This window comes from Okibacterium endophyticum, assembly GCF_054780075.1.
Genome location: NZ_BAAGXA010000004.1, coordinates 158,036 through 173,098, shown reverse-complemented (window position 1 = coordinate 173,098; position 15,063 = coordinate 158,036). Strand labels below are relative to the sequence as shown.

At 67.5% G+C, this 15,063-nt stretch carries 14 protein-coding genes; 5 read left to right on the top strand and 9 right to left on the bottom strand.

What is annotated here, in order from left to right; all coding sequences use genetic code 11:
• Window positions 1-2: 2 nt before the first annotated feature.
• The gene (locus tag ACYVF5_RS03230) at window positions 3-815 is read left to right on the top strand and encodes a biotin--[acetyl-CoA-carboxylase] ligase (protein WP_460943279.1); all 813 of its coding nucleotides are present in this window, start codon (window positions 3-5) and stop codon (window positions 813-815) included.
• Between the two features lie 17 nt (window positions 816-832).
• On the opposite strand, the gene ACYVF5_RS03225 is transcribed toward ACYVF5_RS03230, so the two are convergent.
• From ACYVF5_RS03225 to ACYVF5_RS03215, 3 genes are all read right to left on the bottom strand, one after another.
• Window positions 833-2,935 carry an iron ABC transporter permease gene (locus ACYVF5_RS03225; protein ID WP_460943277.1) on the bottom strand — a complete coding sequence of 701 codons (2,103 nt, stop codon included), beginning with the start codon at window positions 2,933-2,935 and terminating at the stop codon, window positions 833-835.
• A gap of 6 nt (window positions 2,936-2,941) precedes the next feature.
• Window positions 2,942-3,919, bottom strand: coding sequence for an ABC transporter substrate-binding protein (locus ACYVF5_RS03220; protein WP_460943275.1), 978 nt, complete (start codon window positions 3,917-3,919; stop codon window positions 2,942-2,944).
• Between the two features lie 69 nt (window positions 3,920-3,988).
• Window positions 3,989-4,894 carry an ABC transporter ATP-binding protein gene (locus tag ACYVF5_RS03215; RefSeq protein ID WP_460943273.1) on the bottom strand — a complete coding sequence of 302 codons (906 nt, stop codon included), beginning with the start codon at window positions 4,892-4,894 and terminating at the stop codon, window positions 3,989-3,991.
• A 253-nt stretch (window positions 4,895-5,147) separates the two neighbouring features.
• Between ACYVF5_RS03215 and ACYVF5_RS03210 the strand changes: the two genes are divergently transcribed.
• Window positions 5,148-5,708, top strand: coding sequence for a PH domain-containing protein (locus ACYVF5_RS03210; RefSeq protein WP_460943271.1), 561 nt, complete (start codon window positions 5,148-5,150; stop codon window positions 5,706-5,708).
• On the opposite strand, the gene ACYVF5_RS03205 is transcribed toward ACYVF5_RS03210, so the two are convergent.
• On the bottom strand, window positions 5,678-6,229 hold the full coding sequence (locus ACYVF5_RS03205) for a GtrA family protein (RefSeq protein ID WP_460943269.1): 552 nt from the start codon (window positions 6,227-6,229) through the stop codon (window positions 5,678-5,680). The two genes, ACYVF5_RS03210 and ACYVF5_RS03205, sit on opposite strands and share 31 nt — an antisense overlap.
• Window positions 6,230-6,402: 173 nt before the next feature.
• On the opposite strand from ACYVF5_RS03205, the gene ACYVF5_RS03200 reads away from it, so the two are divergent.
• From ACYVF5_RS03200 to ACYVF5_RS03190, 3 genes are all read left to right on the top strand, one after another.
• Window positions 6,403-7,536, top strand: a complete 1,134-nt coding sequence (locus ACYVF5_RS03200) for a 5-(carboxyamino)imidazole ribonucleotide synthase (protein WP_460943267.1) — start codon at window positions 6,403-6,405, stop codon at window positions 7,534-7,536.
• Between the two features lie 128 nt (window positions 7,537-7,664).
• The gene (gene purE / locus ACYVF5_RS03195; protein ID WP_460943265.1) at window positions 7,665-8,174 is read left to right on the top strand and encodes a 5-(carboxyamino)imidazole ribonucleotide mutase; all 510 of its coding nucleotides are present in this window, start codon (window positions 7,665-7,667) and stop codon (window positions 8,172-8,174) included.
• A complete protein-coding gene (locus ACYVF5_RS03190; RefSeq protein ID WP_460943263.1) occupies window positions 8,171-9,532 on the top strand; it encodes an LCP family glycopolymer transferase in 1,362 nt (453 codons plus the stop codon). The genes purE and ACYVF5_RS03190 overlap by 4 nt, the downstream gene beginning before the upstream one ends.
• Before the next feature lie 126 nt (window positions 9,533-9,658).
• Here ACYVF5_RS03190 and ACYVF5_RS03185 read toward each other — a convergent pair whose 3' ends face one another.
• The 5 genes from ACYVF5_RS03185 to ACYVF5_RS03165 form a co-directional block, all read right to left on the bottom strand.
• Complete coding sequence (locus tag ACYVF5_RS03185) at window positions 9,659-10,318, bottom strand: methionine ABC transporter permease (protein WP_460943260.1); 660 nt, start codon at window positions 10,316-10,318, stop codon at window positions 9,659-9,661.
• 1 nt (window position 10,319) lies between these two features.
• Window positions 10,320-11,348: a methionine ABC transporter ATP-binding protein gene (locus tag ACYVF5_RS03180; protein ID WP_460943258.1), complete on the bottom strand. Its 1,029-nt coding sequence runs from the start codon at window positions 11,346-11,348 to the stop codon at window positions 10,320-10,322.
• A gap of 114 nt (window positions 11,349-11,462) precedes the next feature.
• A complete protein-coding gene (locus ACYVF5_RS03175; protein WP_460943256.1) occupies window positions 11,463-12,362 on the bottom strand; it encodes a MetQ/NlpA family ABC transporter substrate-binding protein in 900 nt (299 codons plus the stop codon).
• A gap of 201 nt (window positions 12,363-12,563) precedes the next feature.
• Entirely contained in the window at window positions 12,564-13,754 is a 1,191-nt protein-coding gene (locus ACYVF5_RS03170; protein ID WP_460943254.1) for a MarP family serine protease, read from the bottom strand.
• Between the two features lie 298 nt (window positions 13,755-14,052).
• Window positions 14,053-15,057 (bottom strand): aldo/keto reductase family protein, encoded by a 1,005-nt coding sequence (locus ACYVF5_RS03165; RefSeq protein ID WP_460943252.1) that lies wholly within the window; start codon window positions 15,055-15,057, stop codon window positions 14,053-14,055.
• Between the last annotated feature and the right edge of the window lie 6 nt (window positions 15,058-15,063).

Genomic DNA, 15,063 nt, shown 5'->3' with positions numbered 1-15,063 from the left:
AGATGACACCTGAGCTTTCACGCAGTTCTGCAGTGGCTGCGCGTCTTGTGTGGCGCGACGAGAGCACCTCGACCAATGCCGAGCTGATGGCGCGTGCCGTCGAAGACGAGTCGGCTTGGCCTGACTTCTCGGTGCTGGCCACCGATCACCAGACGGCGGGCAGGGGGCGCCGCGATCGGACGTGGGAGGCAGACCCGGGAGGCTCGCTGGCGATCTCGGTGCTGCTCAGGCCGAGCGTCGCGCCGGATCGTCTCGGGTGGCTTCCGCTCATCGCGGGGCTGGCCATGACCCGCTCCGTGCGGTCTTGCCTCGCGAGCGCGGGTGTCGACCCCTCTCGCGCACAGCTGAAATGGCCGAACGACGTGCTCGTGGGTGAGCGCAAGATCTGCGGAGTGCTGTCTGAACTGGCCGTCGCGCCGGGCGGCGGTGTGGTGGTCGTCGTGGGCGCCGGGGTGAACACCAGCATGACCGAGGCCCAACTGCCCGTCGACACCGCGACGTCCCTTGCCGTCGAGGGGGTGGTGAGCCCGGACGCCGATGTGGTCCTCTCGGTGTATCTCACGGAGCTGCGCTCGCTGTACACACGGTTCACCGCTGCCGACGGGGATGCGGCGGCCGGTGGCATCCGTCGTGTGGTCTCTGATGCCTGCCTCACGCTGTCGACGAGGGTGCGGGTCGAGCGCCCGGGCGGCGAGGTTCTCTCGGGCGTGGCCACGGCTCTCGACGCCGACGGCCACCTCGTTGTGCGTGACGATGCCGCTGCCGGCTCCGAGGTCAGCGTCGCTGCGGGTGACGTGGTGCACGTGCGGCGCTGAGCGCCGCCCCTGCGAGGCTAGCGGGTGCGAGTGAGCCTTCCCGAGCGGTAGAGCAGCCAGACGAAGTAGGGCGTTCCGATCACCGCCGTGAGCAGACCGGCGGGCAGCTGCGCCGGCGCGATGACCGTGCGGCCGAGAAGGTCCGCTGCGCAGACGAGGATGCCGCCGAGCAGCGCGGCGGTCGGCAACACCCGGGAGTGTCGCCGTCCGACGAGCGAGCGAGCCGCGTGGGGAGCGATCAGACCGACGAAGCCGATCACGCCGATCCCCGCGACAGCTGCCGCCGCGAGGCCGACGGCGCCCGAGAGCAGCAGCAGGCGCGACCGTGCGACGCGGATGCCGAGCACACGGGGTGTGTCGTCGTCGAGTGAGAGCAGGTCGAGTTCGCGACGCGCGGACACGAGCAGGGGAACGACGAGAAGCGCGATCGCCAGCATCGGGATCAGGTGCTCGGGGGACCGGCCGTACGTCGACCCCGACAACCAGGTGAGCGCCTTGGTCTCCGTCCACGGGTCGGTGAGGGTGATGACCAGGCTCACAAGGGCGGTTGTTCCCGCCGAGACCCCGACCCCCACGAGCACCAGGCGGTCGCTCGCGAACCCGCCCCTCGCCGACAGCCCGAACACGATGACCGCGGCGACAGCGGCACCCGCGAGGGCTCCTCCCGCGATGCCCCAGAAGCTCGTGAGCGGAACGAACGAGATGACCAGGATCGCACCCAGACCGGCGCCGCCAGAGACGCCGATGATGCCTGGCTCGGCGAGCGGGTTGCGGGTGACGGCCTGGATGACGGCGCCTGACACGCCCAGGCACGCGCCGGCGAGAAGAGCGGCACCGATGCGGGGCAGGCGCGTGTCCAGCACCGTGCTGACGAGGGGGCCTGCCTGCCCGGTGACCCAGTTGGTGAGGTCGCCCAGCAGCAGTTTGGTGTCGCCGAGAAGGATCGAGGCGATCGTGAGCGCGGCGGCCGCGGCGACCAGTGCGATCACGAAGACGGTGAATCTGCGACGGGACGCACTCGTGCGTGCGGCCGCGGCAGGCGGCTCGTCGACAGTCGACGAGTTTCGCACGCGCTGCGCGAGGACGACGAGCAGGATCGCTCCGAAGATGGTGGTGATGACCCCTGTCGGCACCTCGACGGCGCTCTGCGACCCGATGACGGCGCGAAGCAGCACATCCGCTCCGATGATGAGCACCGCGCCAGACAGGGCTGCCGCCGGAATGAACGCCGCATGCCGGGCGAGACCGGGGATGCGGGAGGTGAGAAGCCTGATGACGGCGGGGGCGGCGAGGCCGACGAACCCGATCGGGCCGGCCAGGGTCACCGCGGCGGCCGCGAGCAGCACGGCGAGCACCACGGCCGCGACGCGTGTGCCGACGACAGGCACACCGAGGGTGCGTGCGTGGTCATCGCCGAGGGTGAGCACGTCGAGGCGGCGGCAGAGGATCAGCAGTCCGACGACGCCGAGGCCGATGAGGGGGAGCGCGCCGACGATGCCGTCGAAGCCGTTCTGACCGAGTGAGCCTGAACCCCAGGCGAAGAGCCCGCGGGTCTCGTTGGAGAAGAGCAGGATCAGCGTGGTCGTGAGCGAGCTCAGGCCGAGAGCCATCGCGGAACCGGCCAGAACAAGCCGCACCGCAGACGTTCCGCCCGCGCCCGAGAGTGCGAGCACAAGGGCCGCGGCAGCGAGCCCGCCGACGAAGGCGACACCGCTCATGCCGAAGAACGGCAGCTGGATGCCGAGTGCCGCGACGGCGACGACGGCCAGATGGGCTCCGGCGTTGACCGCGAGGGTGTCGGGCGAGGCCAGTGCGTTTCGGGTGACGGACTGCAGCGCCGCGCCGGCTGCACCGAGGGCGACGCCCACGATCAGACCGGCGGCGAGTCGCGGCAGGCGCGAGGCGACGACGATCGCACTGGTGTCGCCTGCCCCGCCGCCGAGCAGCATCCGCACGATCTCAACGGCATCGACGGCCGACGTGCCCTGCGTCACGTGCACGATCGCCACGGCGGCAAGCAGGGCGATGGTGACGGCGAAGAACGCCGTGAGACGCAGGAGCGACCGGCGGGGCGGCGCTGCCGCAACGCCCCGCCGGATGCCGGGTGCCGTTGTGGTCACGCGCTGCTACTGCTGGAGCGCGTCGACGGCGGCGTCGACGATCTGCATCATCGAGGTGGGGCCGCCGAACATCCAGATCGAGTCGGGAAAACGGTGGACCTTGCCGGACTCGACGAAGGGGAGTGAGGTCCAGATCGGGTTGTCGGCGAGTTCTGCGTAGGGGTCTGCTTCGCTGTCGTTGGCCATGTACCAGAAAGAGACGTCTCCGAGCGCGGTGAGGCCTTCGACGTCCGTCTGCGCGAGGCCGTAGACCTCGTCGCCCTCCATCGACCAGGCGTTCTCGAGGCCCATCTGCTGCAGGACGTCGGAGACGAGAGATCCCTCGGCGTACGGGCGTACGGACACACTCCCGGCATCCAGCCAGGCGTCTGAGAACGCGACCTCTGTCCCCGTCGCACCCGCGGCCTCGACGGCCGCGGCCCCTTCGTCGACCTTGTCGTCGAACGCCGTGCGCAGCTCGGCGGCGCGTTCTTCAGCACCCGTCACCTGGGCGATCAGGTCGAGGTTCTCGAACATCTGGCCGATGTTGTCCGTGGCGTCGCCACCGGGAACGACGATGACCGGTGTCGTCTGCTCGATCTGCTCGATCGCGCCGTCGACGAGCGAATCCGTCACGAGCACCAGATCGAGGTCCAGGGCGGCCAGGGTGTCGATGCTCGGCTCGCCCCGCGTGCCGATGTCGGTGACGTCGTCGTCGAGTGGCTCAGAGGTCACCCAGGTCTCATAACCCTCGATGTCAGACACACCGACGGGCATCACACCGAGTGAGACCAGGTTCTCGACCACGTTCCACTCGGTGCCAGCCACACGCTCGGCGGGTCCGTCGAGGGTCACCTCTTTTCCCCGTGCGTCTGTGACGGTGATCGATTCACCTGATGCCGCCGCGGCATCGTCGTTCGCAGCCGGTTCCTCCGTGGCGCCGCAGCCGGTCAGAGCGAGCGCGGCGGCCACGGCCACAACGCTCAGTCGCAGGGTTTTTCGCATGGGGGACTCCTTGGTGTGTGGGTGTAGGGACGATCGAGACGATCGGGACTGACAGAGGGGGGTGTTGTATCAGACGGCCACGGCGGCGTGTTGCCGGCGGGCTCCCGGCTGCGGGGTGTGTTCGCCGGCCGGATCGTTGTGCATACGCCGGTGATGCGCGTTATGCCGCCCGACGGCTGCCGTCGACACCGCACCAGAAACAGGGTCGACCTCGACGTCGACCCTGATGCCGTAGGCGCGGGAGAGGTTTTCTGCCGTCAGCACCTCGATGGGCGTTCCTGTCGCCGTGACGGTCCCGTTCTCGAGCAGCACAACGGTGTCTGCGATCGCGGCGGCCTGGTCGATGTCGTGGAGCACGATCCCGATCCCGATGCCGTGGTGGTCGGCCAGATCACGCACCACATCGAGAATCTCGACCTGGTAGCGAAGATCGAGATAGGTCGTCGGCTCGTCGAGCAGGAGCAGGCCCGTCTCTTGGGCCAGGCAGGTGGCGAGCCAGACCCGCTGTGCCTGTCCGCCCGAGAGGGCGTCGACCGGATGATCGGCCAGATCCGCGATGCCGGTGAGCGCCATCGCCTGATCGACGGCCCGGTCCGCGCCCGGGTCCTTTCCGGTGAACCGCGAGCGGTGAGGGTGCCGGCCATATGCGACGAGCTCGCGAGCCGTGACACCGCTCGGTGTCACCCGCGACTGGCTGAGCAGGGTGATCCGCGTCGCGAGGTCGCGTGCCGAGAGGCCGAGCAGATCGGTGGTTCCGCCGATCTCGATGTGACCGGATGCCGGCGGGTGCAGTCGGGCGAGCGAGCGCAGCAACGTGGACTTTCCGCTGCCGTTCGGGCCGATCAGAGCGGTCACGGTGCCCGGGCGCAGGGTGATCGACGCGTGAGTGACCACCGTGTTCTTGCCGTAGGCCACGTCCAGGTCTGTCGCATCGAGCCGTGCGATCGGCCGGGCGGAGGAAGGCGTCGAGTTCATCGCAAGCAACACTAAGGTAAGCCTCACCTCAATTGCAAGAGGGTCCTCAGAGAACCTGCCCGTCGCATCCGCTCGCCCTCACCCCGGCCGCCTGCTCGAGACAAGGAAATAATCACGAGGCTAGGACGCGAGCGGGCGACGTCGTCCTCTTCCCGTCGCTTTTGCCTTCTCCCCGGGGCCGGAGGCCGCCGTGAGACCGGTGCGCACGGGGCGTCAGGCGGTCGTTCGGGTGGCCAGCTGATAGGAATGAGGCATGCCAGACAACTCGAACGCGCCGCAGACCGGCGTCTCTGCCGCCGGAGGCCACTCGGTGGTTCCGACGGAGCGTGTTGTCGCCCGGTTGAGGTCACACGGGCGTGTGCTCGTGTGGCCGGCGATCGCGGCCATCGCTCTCGCGGGGGCGACTGCATACTTCTTCGGCGCGCTCGACGTCGCCTGGCAGCAGTGGGTTCTGCTCGGTTCAGCGGTGGTGGCCGGCCTGATGTTCGTGCTGCTGCCCTACCTCGTCTGGCTCAGCCGGCGTTACACGATCACCAGCAGGCGGGTGATCGCACGCTCCGGCTTCTTCGTGCGCGAACGCCGTGAGCTCTTCCACAGCCGCGGCTATCAGGTGATGGTCAAGCGCAGCTGGCTTCAGGCGATGTTCGGATGCGGGAACGTTGTGCTCAGCACCGGCGTCGACAAACCCGTCGTCCTGCGCGACATCCCGGGCGTGAAGCTCGTCGCCGAGTCGCTGAACGCCCTCGTCGAACGCAACCAGACGAGCCTCTCCGGCACACACGGTCACGCCACAGGCTCAACCGGCCCGGTCTGATTCTCGGCGTATGCCGGCCTGCCCGTGACCCTTGTGGCGTCAACGCCTTCGCGGGTGTGCGCCTGCCGTGTCGGTGAATAGACCCAGTAGCGATACAGCGCGAAGCGAAAGACCGCGCCGAGGGCGAGGCCGACCACGTTGCCCGAGATGTTGTCTGCCAGCACCGAGGTGAAGCCGAGCACATAGTGCGACAGGTAGAGACAGCAGAGCCCGATGCCCATGCCGGCCACGCTCACCACGGCGAACTCGACGCCTTCTCGAGCCGTGTTCTTCTGACGGTGCGCGGCGAAGGTCCAGTGGCGGTTGCCCAGCCAGTTCGCGAGGATCGCCAGCGACGTCGAGATCACCTTCGCGATCAACGGTCCCTCGTGAACGGTCTCCGGCGAGAGCAGCGTCAGGCGCAGGGCGTTGAACACGGCGATGTCGACGACGAGCCCCGCCGCGCCGATGATGCCGAATCGCACGAGTTGCGTCAGCAGCGACCGCAACCGGCTGCCTCGGTCAAGCGGGCTGCGTGTCATGGATGCTCCGGCGGCGGTGAGTCGTGGGGATTGGCTGCCCGGGCCGGGCATGCGCGAAGATGGACGTGCACAGGCAGTTTAGGCGACCGGGGCTATGAGGGCACTGGGGATCGTGACATGTGCGAACGTCTGCGCGACACGCGTCGACGGCTGGACACGAGGGAGATGATCGCGTGGTTCGTGTTGGAGTGATCGGCGGAGGCCAGCTGGCCCGGATGATGATCCCGCCCGCCGTCAACCTGGGAATCGAGTTGCGAGTGCTGGCTGAAGCCGAGGGGATGGCTGCAGCGCTCGCCGCGACCGACATCGGCGACTACCGCGATCTCGACACCGTGCTGCGCTTCGCCGAGGGCGTCGACGTTGTGACGTTCGACCACGAGCACGTGCCGCAGCACGTGCTGCAGGGGCTCGTCGAACGCGGCGTTCGGGTGCACCCCGGCCCCCACGCACTGTTGTATGCCCAAGACAAACTGCTGATGCGCGAGAAGCTGACAGAACTCGGGCTCCCCGTCCCGCCGTGGGCCGCCGTGCGCACTGTCGGCGAGCTGCAACGGTTTATGGACGACAACGGGGGCCGCGCCGTTCTGAAGACGCCGCGCGGCGGTTACGACGGCAAGGGCGTGCGGCTGGTCGAGGCCGCCCATGAGGCACAGGACTGGTTCGCCACCCTCGACGAGAACGGCGCGGACGGCGCGTTGCTGGCCGAGGGGGTCGTCGAGTTCCGGCGTGAGCTCGCGCAGCTCGCCGCACGCCGGCCGAGCGGCACCCTCGTCGTCTGGCCGGTGGTCGAGACTGTGCAGCGCGACGGTGTGTGCGCCGAGGTCTTCGCGCCTGCGCCGCAGTCCGCCGGCAACGTGGGCGCAGTGGCCGCGCAGATCGCCGTCGACGTCGCGACCGGGCTCGATGTCACGGGTGTCTTCGCCGTTGAGCTGTTCGAGACGACGGACGACAGGCTTCTGGTGAACGAGCTCGCCATGCGCCCGCACAACTCCGGGCACTGGACCCAGGACGGCTCGACGACGAGCCAGTTCGAACAGCATCTGCGCGCCGTTCTCGACCTGCCGCTCGGTTCGACGGGGTGCCGAGACGAGATCACGGTGATGGTGAACATTCTCGGTGGTCCGGCGACCGGCGCCATCGCCGACCGCTACGCGGCGGCTCTCGACAAGCATCCGATGGCCAAGATCCACAATTACGGCAAGGATCCGAGGCCCGGCCGCAAGGTCGGCCACGTTAATGTCGGCGGCGACGACATCGACGACGTGGTCTATGAGGCCAGGGCCGCGGCCGCCTTCTTCGCAGACTGACTGAGCTGGACCCGCGAAGGTCTCTGAGGCCAGGGCCGCGGCCGCCTGCTTCGCACCGACCGGATCCGGCGAACGTTACCGCGTGCCGCTCGGGCAAACATTCAGCCCGGAACTCTACGATTGTGGGCATGCCATTCCACGATTCTGCGCGCCCGCTCGTCGGTGTTGTTATGGGCAGCGACTCCGACTGGTCGGTCATGAGCGACGCCAGTCAGGTGCTGAGCGACTTCGGTGTCGACCACGAGGTCGAGGTGGTCAGCGCCCACCGCACCCCGCAGAAGCTGATGACATACGGCGCGGATGCCAGGGGGCGGGGCCTGAAGGCGATCATCGCCGGCGCAGGCGGCGCCGCACACCTGCCCGGCATGCTGGCGTCTGTGACGACGCTCCCCGTCATCGGGGTTCCGGTGCCGCTCGCGCGGCTCGACGGACTGGACTCACTGCTGTCCATCGTGCAGATGCCCGGCGGCATTCCCGTCGCCACCGTCTCGATCGGCGGCGCGAAGAACGCAGGACTGCTCGCGGTGCGGATGCTTGCCGCGACCGACGAGGCCCTGGCCGGTGCCCTCGCCGACTACCAGCGTGACCTCGCCGCACAGGTCGAGGCCAAGAACGAGGCGCTCAAGTCACGCATATGAGCGTCTACACGGCCAGCCCGATCCGCCACCCGGACCCGCGTTCACCCCAGGTGATGACGAAGCGGGCCTGGTGGCTCGTTGTTCTCAACTTCCTGATTCCCGGGTCGGCGCAGTCGCTGGCCGGAAGCCGTCGACTCGCCCGTCTTGGGCTCGGAGCGACTCTCGCGCTGTGGGCGTTCGCCGTGATCACCGTTGTGCTCTATCTGGTCTGGCCCACTGTCGTCTACACACTCGCCACCAATTCCCTTGTGCTGCTCGCCGCACAGGCCGTGCTCATCGCCTATGCCGTGCTGTGGGTGGTGCTCACCGTCGACACCCTGCGCCTGGTGCGCATCGTCAAGGCAGCGCCCAGTGCTCGCTTCTGGATCGCCGCCCTGACCGTGGTGCTTCTCGTGGTGTCCGCCGGCGGCGCGACAGCCGGCGTCTATTACGCGGGCGTCACGCGCGGCGCTCTCTCGAGCATCTTCGGTGGCGGAGCAGCGGCAGAGCCGCCTGTGGACGGGCGCTACAACATCCTTCTGCTCGGCGGCGACGCCGGACCCGACAGAGACGGGTTGCGACCGGACAGCCTGACCGTGGTCTCGATCGACGCCGACACCGGTGAGGCGGTGATGATCGGGCTTCCCCGCGACATGGAGTACGTGCCGTTCGCCGAGGACTCACCGTTCTATGAGCGCTATCCAGACGGTTACCAGAGCTGCGATGTGAGCGCGTGCAAGCTCAACTCCGTGTATACAGAGGCCGAGGTGGTGCATCCGGACTGGTATCCGGATGCCGCTGCACGCGGAAGCGCACCGGGCATCGAAGCGACGAAAGACGCCGCCGAAGGCATCACCGGGCTCACCATCCAGTACTACGTGCTCATCGACATGCAGGGCTTCAGCGACCTCGTCGACGCGCTCGGCGGCGTGACGATCAACGTCACCGAACGTGTTCCGCTCGGCGGCGACGAGAACCTCAACGGCGTGGCCGAGTGGTTCGAACCCGGGGAGCAGCACATGGACGGGTACCATGCTCTGTGGTATGCCCGTTCCCGGCACGGAGACAGCGACTACGCGCGCATGGAACGGCAGCGGCAACTGCAGGAGGCCATCCTGCGGCAGTTCACGCCGGCCAACGTGCTGTCGAAGTTCCAGGTGATCGCCGAGGCTGGAGCACAGGTGGTCAAGACCGACATCCCCGAGAGCATGCTGGGTTATTTCACCGATCTCGCGATGAAGACGAAAGAGCTGCCGATCTCCGCCATCGAGCTGACTCCGGCGAACGACATCGACCCGGAGAATCCGGACTTCGCTGCCATCCGTGAGCTCATCAACTCGACCCTTCACCCGCCGACGGACGAGCCCGGCGAGGGCTGACGGGCATCGTCCGCCGACTCTATGTGACCTTTGCGGACGCATGTGCGCGCAAGACCGGCCACCTACGTCCGGAAAGGTCACATAGAGCGTCGGCGTCGGCGGCGGGCACGAGAGCGAGCCCGCGCGTCAGCGGCGCAGGATCTTGCGCGCCAGCGCGTTGCCGGCGAACTGCACGATCTGCACGAGGACGATGATGATCACAACCGCAGCCCAGGTGACGACCGGGTTGAACTGGCGGTAACCCCACTGGATCGCGAACGAGCCGAGCCCGCCGCCGCCGACATAGCCGGCGACGGCAGACATGTCGACGAGCGCGACGAACACAAACGTGAAGCCGAGGATGAGAGGGCCGAGGGCTTCGGGAATGACAACGGTGAAGATGATCCGCAGCCGGCTCGCCCCGACGGAGCGCGCTGCCTCGACCACACCGGGCGAGACCGTGAGCAGGTTCTGCTCGACGATGCGGCTGATGCCGAACGCGGCGCCGACCGAGATGGCGAACACCATGGCGTTGTTGCCGATTCCCGTGCCGATCGCGAGTCTCGTCAGCGGCTGAACTGCGGCGAGAAAGATGATGAACGGAATCGGCCGGAAGATGTTCACGAGCACGTTCAGAACCGTGAACACAGCGCGATTCGAGAGGATGTTCCCCGGCCTCGTCGCGTACAGGCCGAGCCCGATGGCCAGTCCGCCGAACCCGCCGAAGAACAGGCTGAGCACAACGAGGTAGAGCGTCTCGAACGTGGCCTCGCCGAGCTTGGGCAGCAGTGCGATGATCTCGTCCACGTCAGGCCGCCTCGACGACGTCGATGCGCTCGCCGATGCGCGCCAGCACGGCGTCGACGGCCTGCCGGTCACCGGTGAGCGCGAGGGTCAGATGACCGAACGTCCGCCCCTGAACATCGTTGATCCCGCCGTAGACCAGCTCGAACGCCACGTTCGCCTCGGCCAGCTCCACAAAAACGGATGCCTGTGAGGCGTCTGCGTCCGAGAACGAGAACGTCACGATCCGGCCGGCGTGACGTTCGCGAAGTGTTGCCAGCTCGGCCTGAGACGGCACGCCCTTCACCACCGTCGAGACGAACCGCTGCGAGGCCGGATGCGTGGGGTTCGAGAACACGTCGAAGACGTCACCCCTCTCGATGATCTTGCCCTCGTTCATCACGGCGACCTTGGTGGCGATGGTCTGGATGACGTCCATCTCGTGGGTGATGACGACGATCGTGATGCCGAGCTCCCGGTTGACGCGTTTGAGCAGGGCGAGCACCTCGTGGGTGGTCTCGGGGTCGAGGGCGCTCGTCGCCTCGTCGGCGAGCAGCAGCCGCGGCGAGGTTGCGAGAGCGCGTGCGATGCCCACGCGCTGCTTCTGCCCGCCGGACAACTGCTCCGGATAGGCGTTCGCCTTGTCGGAGAGCCCGACGAAATCGAGAAGTTCGGCCACCCGCTTCGACACCTCGGCCCGCGGCATCCGTGCGACCTCGAGCGGGTAGGCGATGTTGCCGCGGATCGTACGCGAGCTGAAGAGGTTGAACTGCTGAAAGATCATGCCGATGCCCAGCCGCACCCGCCTGAGCCTGCTCTCCGACAGCCGCGCGATGTCGGTGCCGTCGACGATGATGCTGCCGGACGTCGATCGTTCGAGCGCGTTGATCAGGCGCACGAGAGTGCTCTTTCCCGCTCCTGAATAACCGATGATGCCGTAGACGTCGCCCGGCTCGATATCGAGCGAGACACCGTCGATCGCGACGGTCGGCGCATCACCCGGTCGCGGTGGCGGGTACGTCTTGCTCACATCGACGAGGCTGACGATGGACACGGTTTCTCCTTGGGTGCTGGCGATGCCGGCGGTGCCGGCACCGTGTTGCGTGCGGGAACGGGGATGGCCCGGCGCGCGTTTCGCGCGCCGGACCGGTGTGTGCACGGGCCGGCGTCAGCCCTGTGCGGCGATGTCCTGCTGCACGGTCTTGAGGGATTCGATCAGCTCGGCCGCCGGTGTGTCGACGAAGACCGCTGTGCCGCTCGACACCTCTGAGACCCCGTCGAGGACCTCTTGCGAGTTCTGATAGATCTCGACGAGCTGCTGGTACGTCTCGTCCTCGGCGTCTTCTGCACGGACGGCGAAGATGTTGACGTAGGGGAGGGCGTTCGCGTCTTCCGGGTCGTCCTGGGCGATCGCGTCCGCCGGGTCGAGGCCGGCATCCGCGACGAAGTCGTTGTTGATGACGGCGGCGGCGACATCCGGCAGTGAGGTCGCGGTCAGCGTCGCCTCGAGCGCCGTCACCTCGACCTTCGACGCCTCGGCGTCGACGTCGTCGACTGTCGAGAAGGCACTGCCGCCGTCTGCGAGTTCGATCAGGCCGGCCGACTGCAGAACGAGCAGAGCGCGTGACTGATTGCTCTCGTCGTTGGGCACGGCCACCGTCTCGCCCTCTGGAATGTCGTCGACGGAGTCGTACTTCGTCGAGTAGAGGCCGAGGGGATAGATCGCGGTCGCGCCGATCGGCACCAGATCCTCGCCGGATGCTTCGTTGAACTCTGCGAGGTACTGAATGTGCTGGAACTGGTTCATGTCGATGTCGCCGGCGGCGAGGGCCGGGTTCGGCTGGGTGTACTCGCCGAAGTCGACGATCTCGATCTCGATTCCCTGGTCGGCTGCGGCCTGAGTGTACGTCTCCCAGTACGGGTCGCTTGCCCCGACAACGCCGATCCTGATCGGTTCGCTCGCCGCGTCGCCAGAGGCGCCTGTGTCTGCGGATCCGGCGCATGCCGAGAGAACGGCGAGAAGCGGCAGGGCGGCCAGGGCGGCCAGTGCTTTCTTCTGGGGTGACATCGGGTGTTTCCTTTCACTGGATGCAGCTCTCGGTCCCGTGCGGGGCGCGCCGAATCTGCGACCTTCTGGGTCGAGAGAATGCGCTGCTTTCTGGCTGTCTGTCCAGTCTGCGTCAGCGGGAGGCCCGCCGAGAAAGAAGCCGTAACATTCCGGAACACTCGTTGTGCCGAATGGTGCCGAGGATCGGCAGCCCGGGACCGATCACGACACGCAGGCACCCGACGCGACGGGCTCGGTGAGCGACTCGGCCTGTGCGATCACGGGGAGCACCTCTTCCATGGCCAATGCGTAGCCGACGTTCGCCGCGACATCCGATTTCGCGAAGATCACGCCAGCCACCGCGCCGTCGAGGGTGAGCAGCGGGCCGCCGGAGTTTCCGTGCTGCACGTCGGCGGCGAGAGTGGTCACCTGCCGCGGGGCGGGATTCTGGCCATAGATGTCGCCCATGATCGTGGGGCCGCTCGAGAGCACGGTCGCGCCCTTCGCCGAGAACGGGCCGCCATACGGATAGCCGAGGAACGCGGCATCCGTCTCTGGCGGCAGGGTCGTCGTCGCAGGCAGGGCTGCTTCGTCGAGCCCGGGAACCTCGATGACGGCGAGGTCGTCAACGGGGTCGAAATAGACGATCTCGCCCGTGCGCGGAAACTCGCCCGGGGCCTCGACCACGAGTTCGGTGACGCCCGCCAGCACGTGCGCGTTGGTGAGCACACGCTCGTCGCCGATCACGAACCCGCTGCCGACGCTGCCGGTTCCGCACGCCGGCGCGTTTCCGGTGATGCGCACAACCGATTCGGATGCTGCGCGCAACGCGGCGTTGTCTGCGAGGGCTCCCGGAGCCTCAGGGGCGGTGTCGGGGATGCCCACGGCCTCGAGCACACGCGGAACACCGTCATTGAGGATCGTCGACCGCAGCTGGGCGAGAAAGGAGTCGACGGGCGTCGGGGTGAGCGTGTCGAGAGTGCGCAGGATCGTCGACGAGGCGACGGCCTGCGTGAGCGCCGGGATGCCGAGGGAGGCCGTGCTGAACGCGAGGACGGAGAGAACGGCGAGGGTGACGACCGTGTTGGCGATCGCACCGAGCACGCGGTCCACAACCCGCAGCGGCGTTTTGTGCAGCGGCCTGCGCACGAGATTCGTGATGGCCACGCCGATCGAATACCCGATCGTGATCAGCAGCAGGCCGATGCCGATCGATACGGCCACCCTCCACCCGGCGAGGGGAGCCCAGGTGGCGACCAACGGCAGCAGAAAGAACGCGGCGATCGCTCCGGCGATCATCCCGACGAGCCCGCCCGCGATGCGCAGAAGACCACGACTGTAGCCGTAGAGCAGCGCAACCAGAAGAACGACGGCCAACACCACGTCGATCACGACAGCACTGGTCGTTGGCACGATGGGTCCTCCCGGGTTCTCGGACGACTCAGTCTAAGCGGCGTCAGGTCGGCGCAGCCGAGAAGGAACTGAGTGCCGGTGTGTGCGGTGTGGAGCGGGCTGAGGCTGGGACGGCCCGCAGCGGCGCGCCTATCGCGCCGGCCGTTCTACGCGTGTGTGCGGTCCGGTCATCAGTTCTGTTGAACGGAGCACAACTGAGGTCGGGATAACCGCGCGACAGCGGGATATACGCTCGTGGGTTCTCCCGATGCCGGCCGTTCGTCCCGCTGCCAGCTGGGTGCTGTCAGGCGGGCCGCTGTCAGGCCGGACGGGTCTCGGGCGCAAGGGTCTTGGCCGGATCGCGTTCCGCGACGTCACCGATCGCCTCGTCGATACGCGCCATCACACCGGCGTCGAGTGTCACGCCGCTGGCCCGCACGTTGTCGGACACCTGCTCCGGCCGCGACGCCCCGATCAGAGCGGATGCGACGTTGGGGTTCTGCAGAACCCAGGCGATGGCGAGCTGCGCCATGGTGAGACCGTGTTCTTCGGCGATGGGAGCGAGCCGCTGCACGGCCGTGAGCACCCGGTCGTTGAGGAACCGCTTGACCATGCTCGCCCCGCCCTTCTCGTCGCGCGCACGCGAGCCCTCCGGCGCGTCGGCGCCGGGCTTGTACTTGCCGGTGAGCACCCCCTGCGCCACCGGGGACCAGACGATCTGCGAGATGCCGAGCTCTTCCGATGCAGGAACGACCCGGTCTTCGATCACACGCCAGAGCATCGAGTACTGTGGCTGGTTCGAGATGAGCTGGATGCCGAGGTCACGGGCGAGCTCCGCACCGGCACGCAGCTGCTCCGCGTTCCACTCCGACACTCCGATGTAGAGCGCCTTGCCCGCTCGCACGACGTCGGCGAACGCCTGCATCGTCTCTTCGAGCGGTGTCTCGACGTCGTAGCGGTGCGCCTGGTAGAGGTCGACATAGTCCGTCTGAAGTCGTGTGAGCGATCCGTTGATCGACTCGAGGATGTGCTTGCGCGAGAGGCCGACATCGTTGTGTCCCTTCGGACCGGTCGGCCAGTACACCTTGGTGAAGATCTCGAGCGATTCCCTGCGCTCATTCTTGAGGGCGTCGCCGAGCACGGTCTCCGCTGCCGTGTTGGCGTAGACATCCGCCGTGTCGAACGTGGTGATGCCCGCGTCGAGCGCCGCACGCACGCACTGGGCCGCGACGTCGTTCTCGACCTGCGAGCCATGGGTGAGCCAGTTGCCGTAGGTGATCTCTGAGATCTTGAGTCCGCTGTTTCCGAGATAACGAAATTCCATGTATGT

Excerpts from the sequence above, each read along its gene's own strand:
- ACYVF5_RS03230 (WP_460943279.1), top strand. The coding sequence starts at position 3 with ATGACACCTGAGCTTTCACGCAGTTCTGCAGTGGCTGCGCGTCTTGTG.
- ACYVF5_RS03220 (WP_460943275.1), bottom strand. The coding sequence starts at position 3,919 with ATGCGAAAAACCCTGCGACTGAGCGTTGTGGCCGTGGCCGCCGCGCTC.
- ACYVF5_RS03215 (WP_460943273.1), bottom strand. The coding sequence starts at position 4,894 with ATGAACTCGACGCCTTCCTCCGCCCGGCCGATCGCACGGCTCGATGCG.
- ACYVF5_RS03210 (WP_460943271.1), top strand. The coding sequence starts at position 5,148 with ATGCCAGACAACTCGAACGCGCCGCAGACCGGCGTCTCTGCCGCCGGA.
- ACYVF5_RS03205 (WP_460943269.1), bottom strand. The coding sequence starts at position 6,229 with ATGACACGCAGCCCGCTTGACCGAGGCAGCCGGTTGCGGTCGCTGCTG.
- purE (WP_460943265.1), top strand. The coding sequence starts at position 7,665 with ATGCCATTCCACGATTCTGCGCGCCCGCTCGTCGGTGTTGTTATGGGC.
- ACYVF5_RS03190 (WP_460943263.1), top strand. The coding sequence starts at position 8,171 with ATGAGCGTCTACACGGCCAGCCCGATCCGCCACCCGGACCCGCGTTCA.
- ACYVF5_RS03175 (WP_460943256.1), bottom strand. The coding sequence starts at position 12,362 with ATGTCACCCCAGAAGAAAGCACTGGCCGCCCTGGCCGCCCTGCCGCTT.
- ACYVF5_RS03165 (WP_460943252.1), bottom strand. The coding sequence starts at position 15,057 with ATGGAATTTCGTTATCTCGGAAACAGCGGACTCAAGATCTCAGAGATC.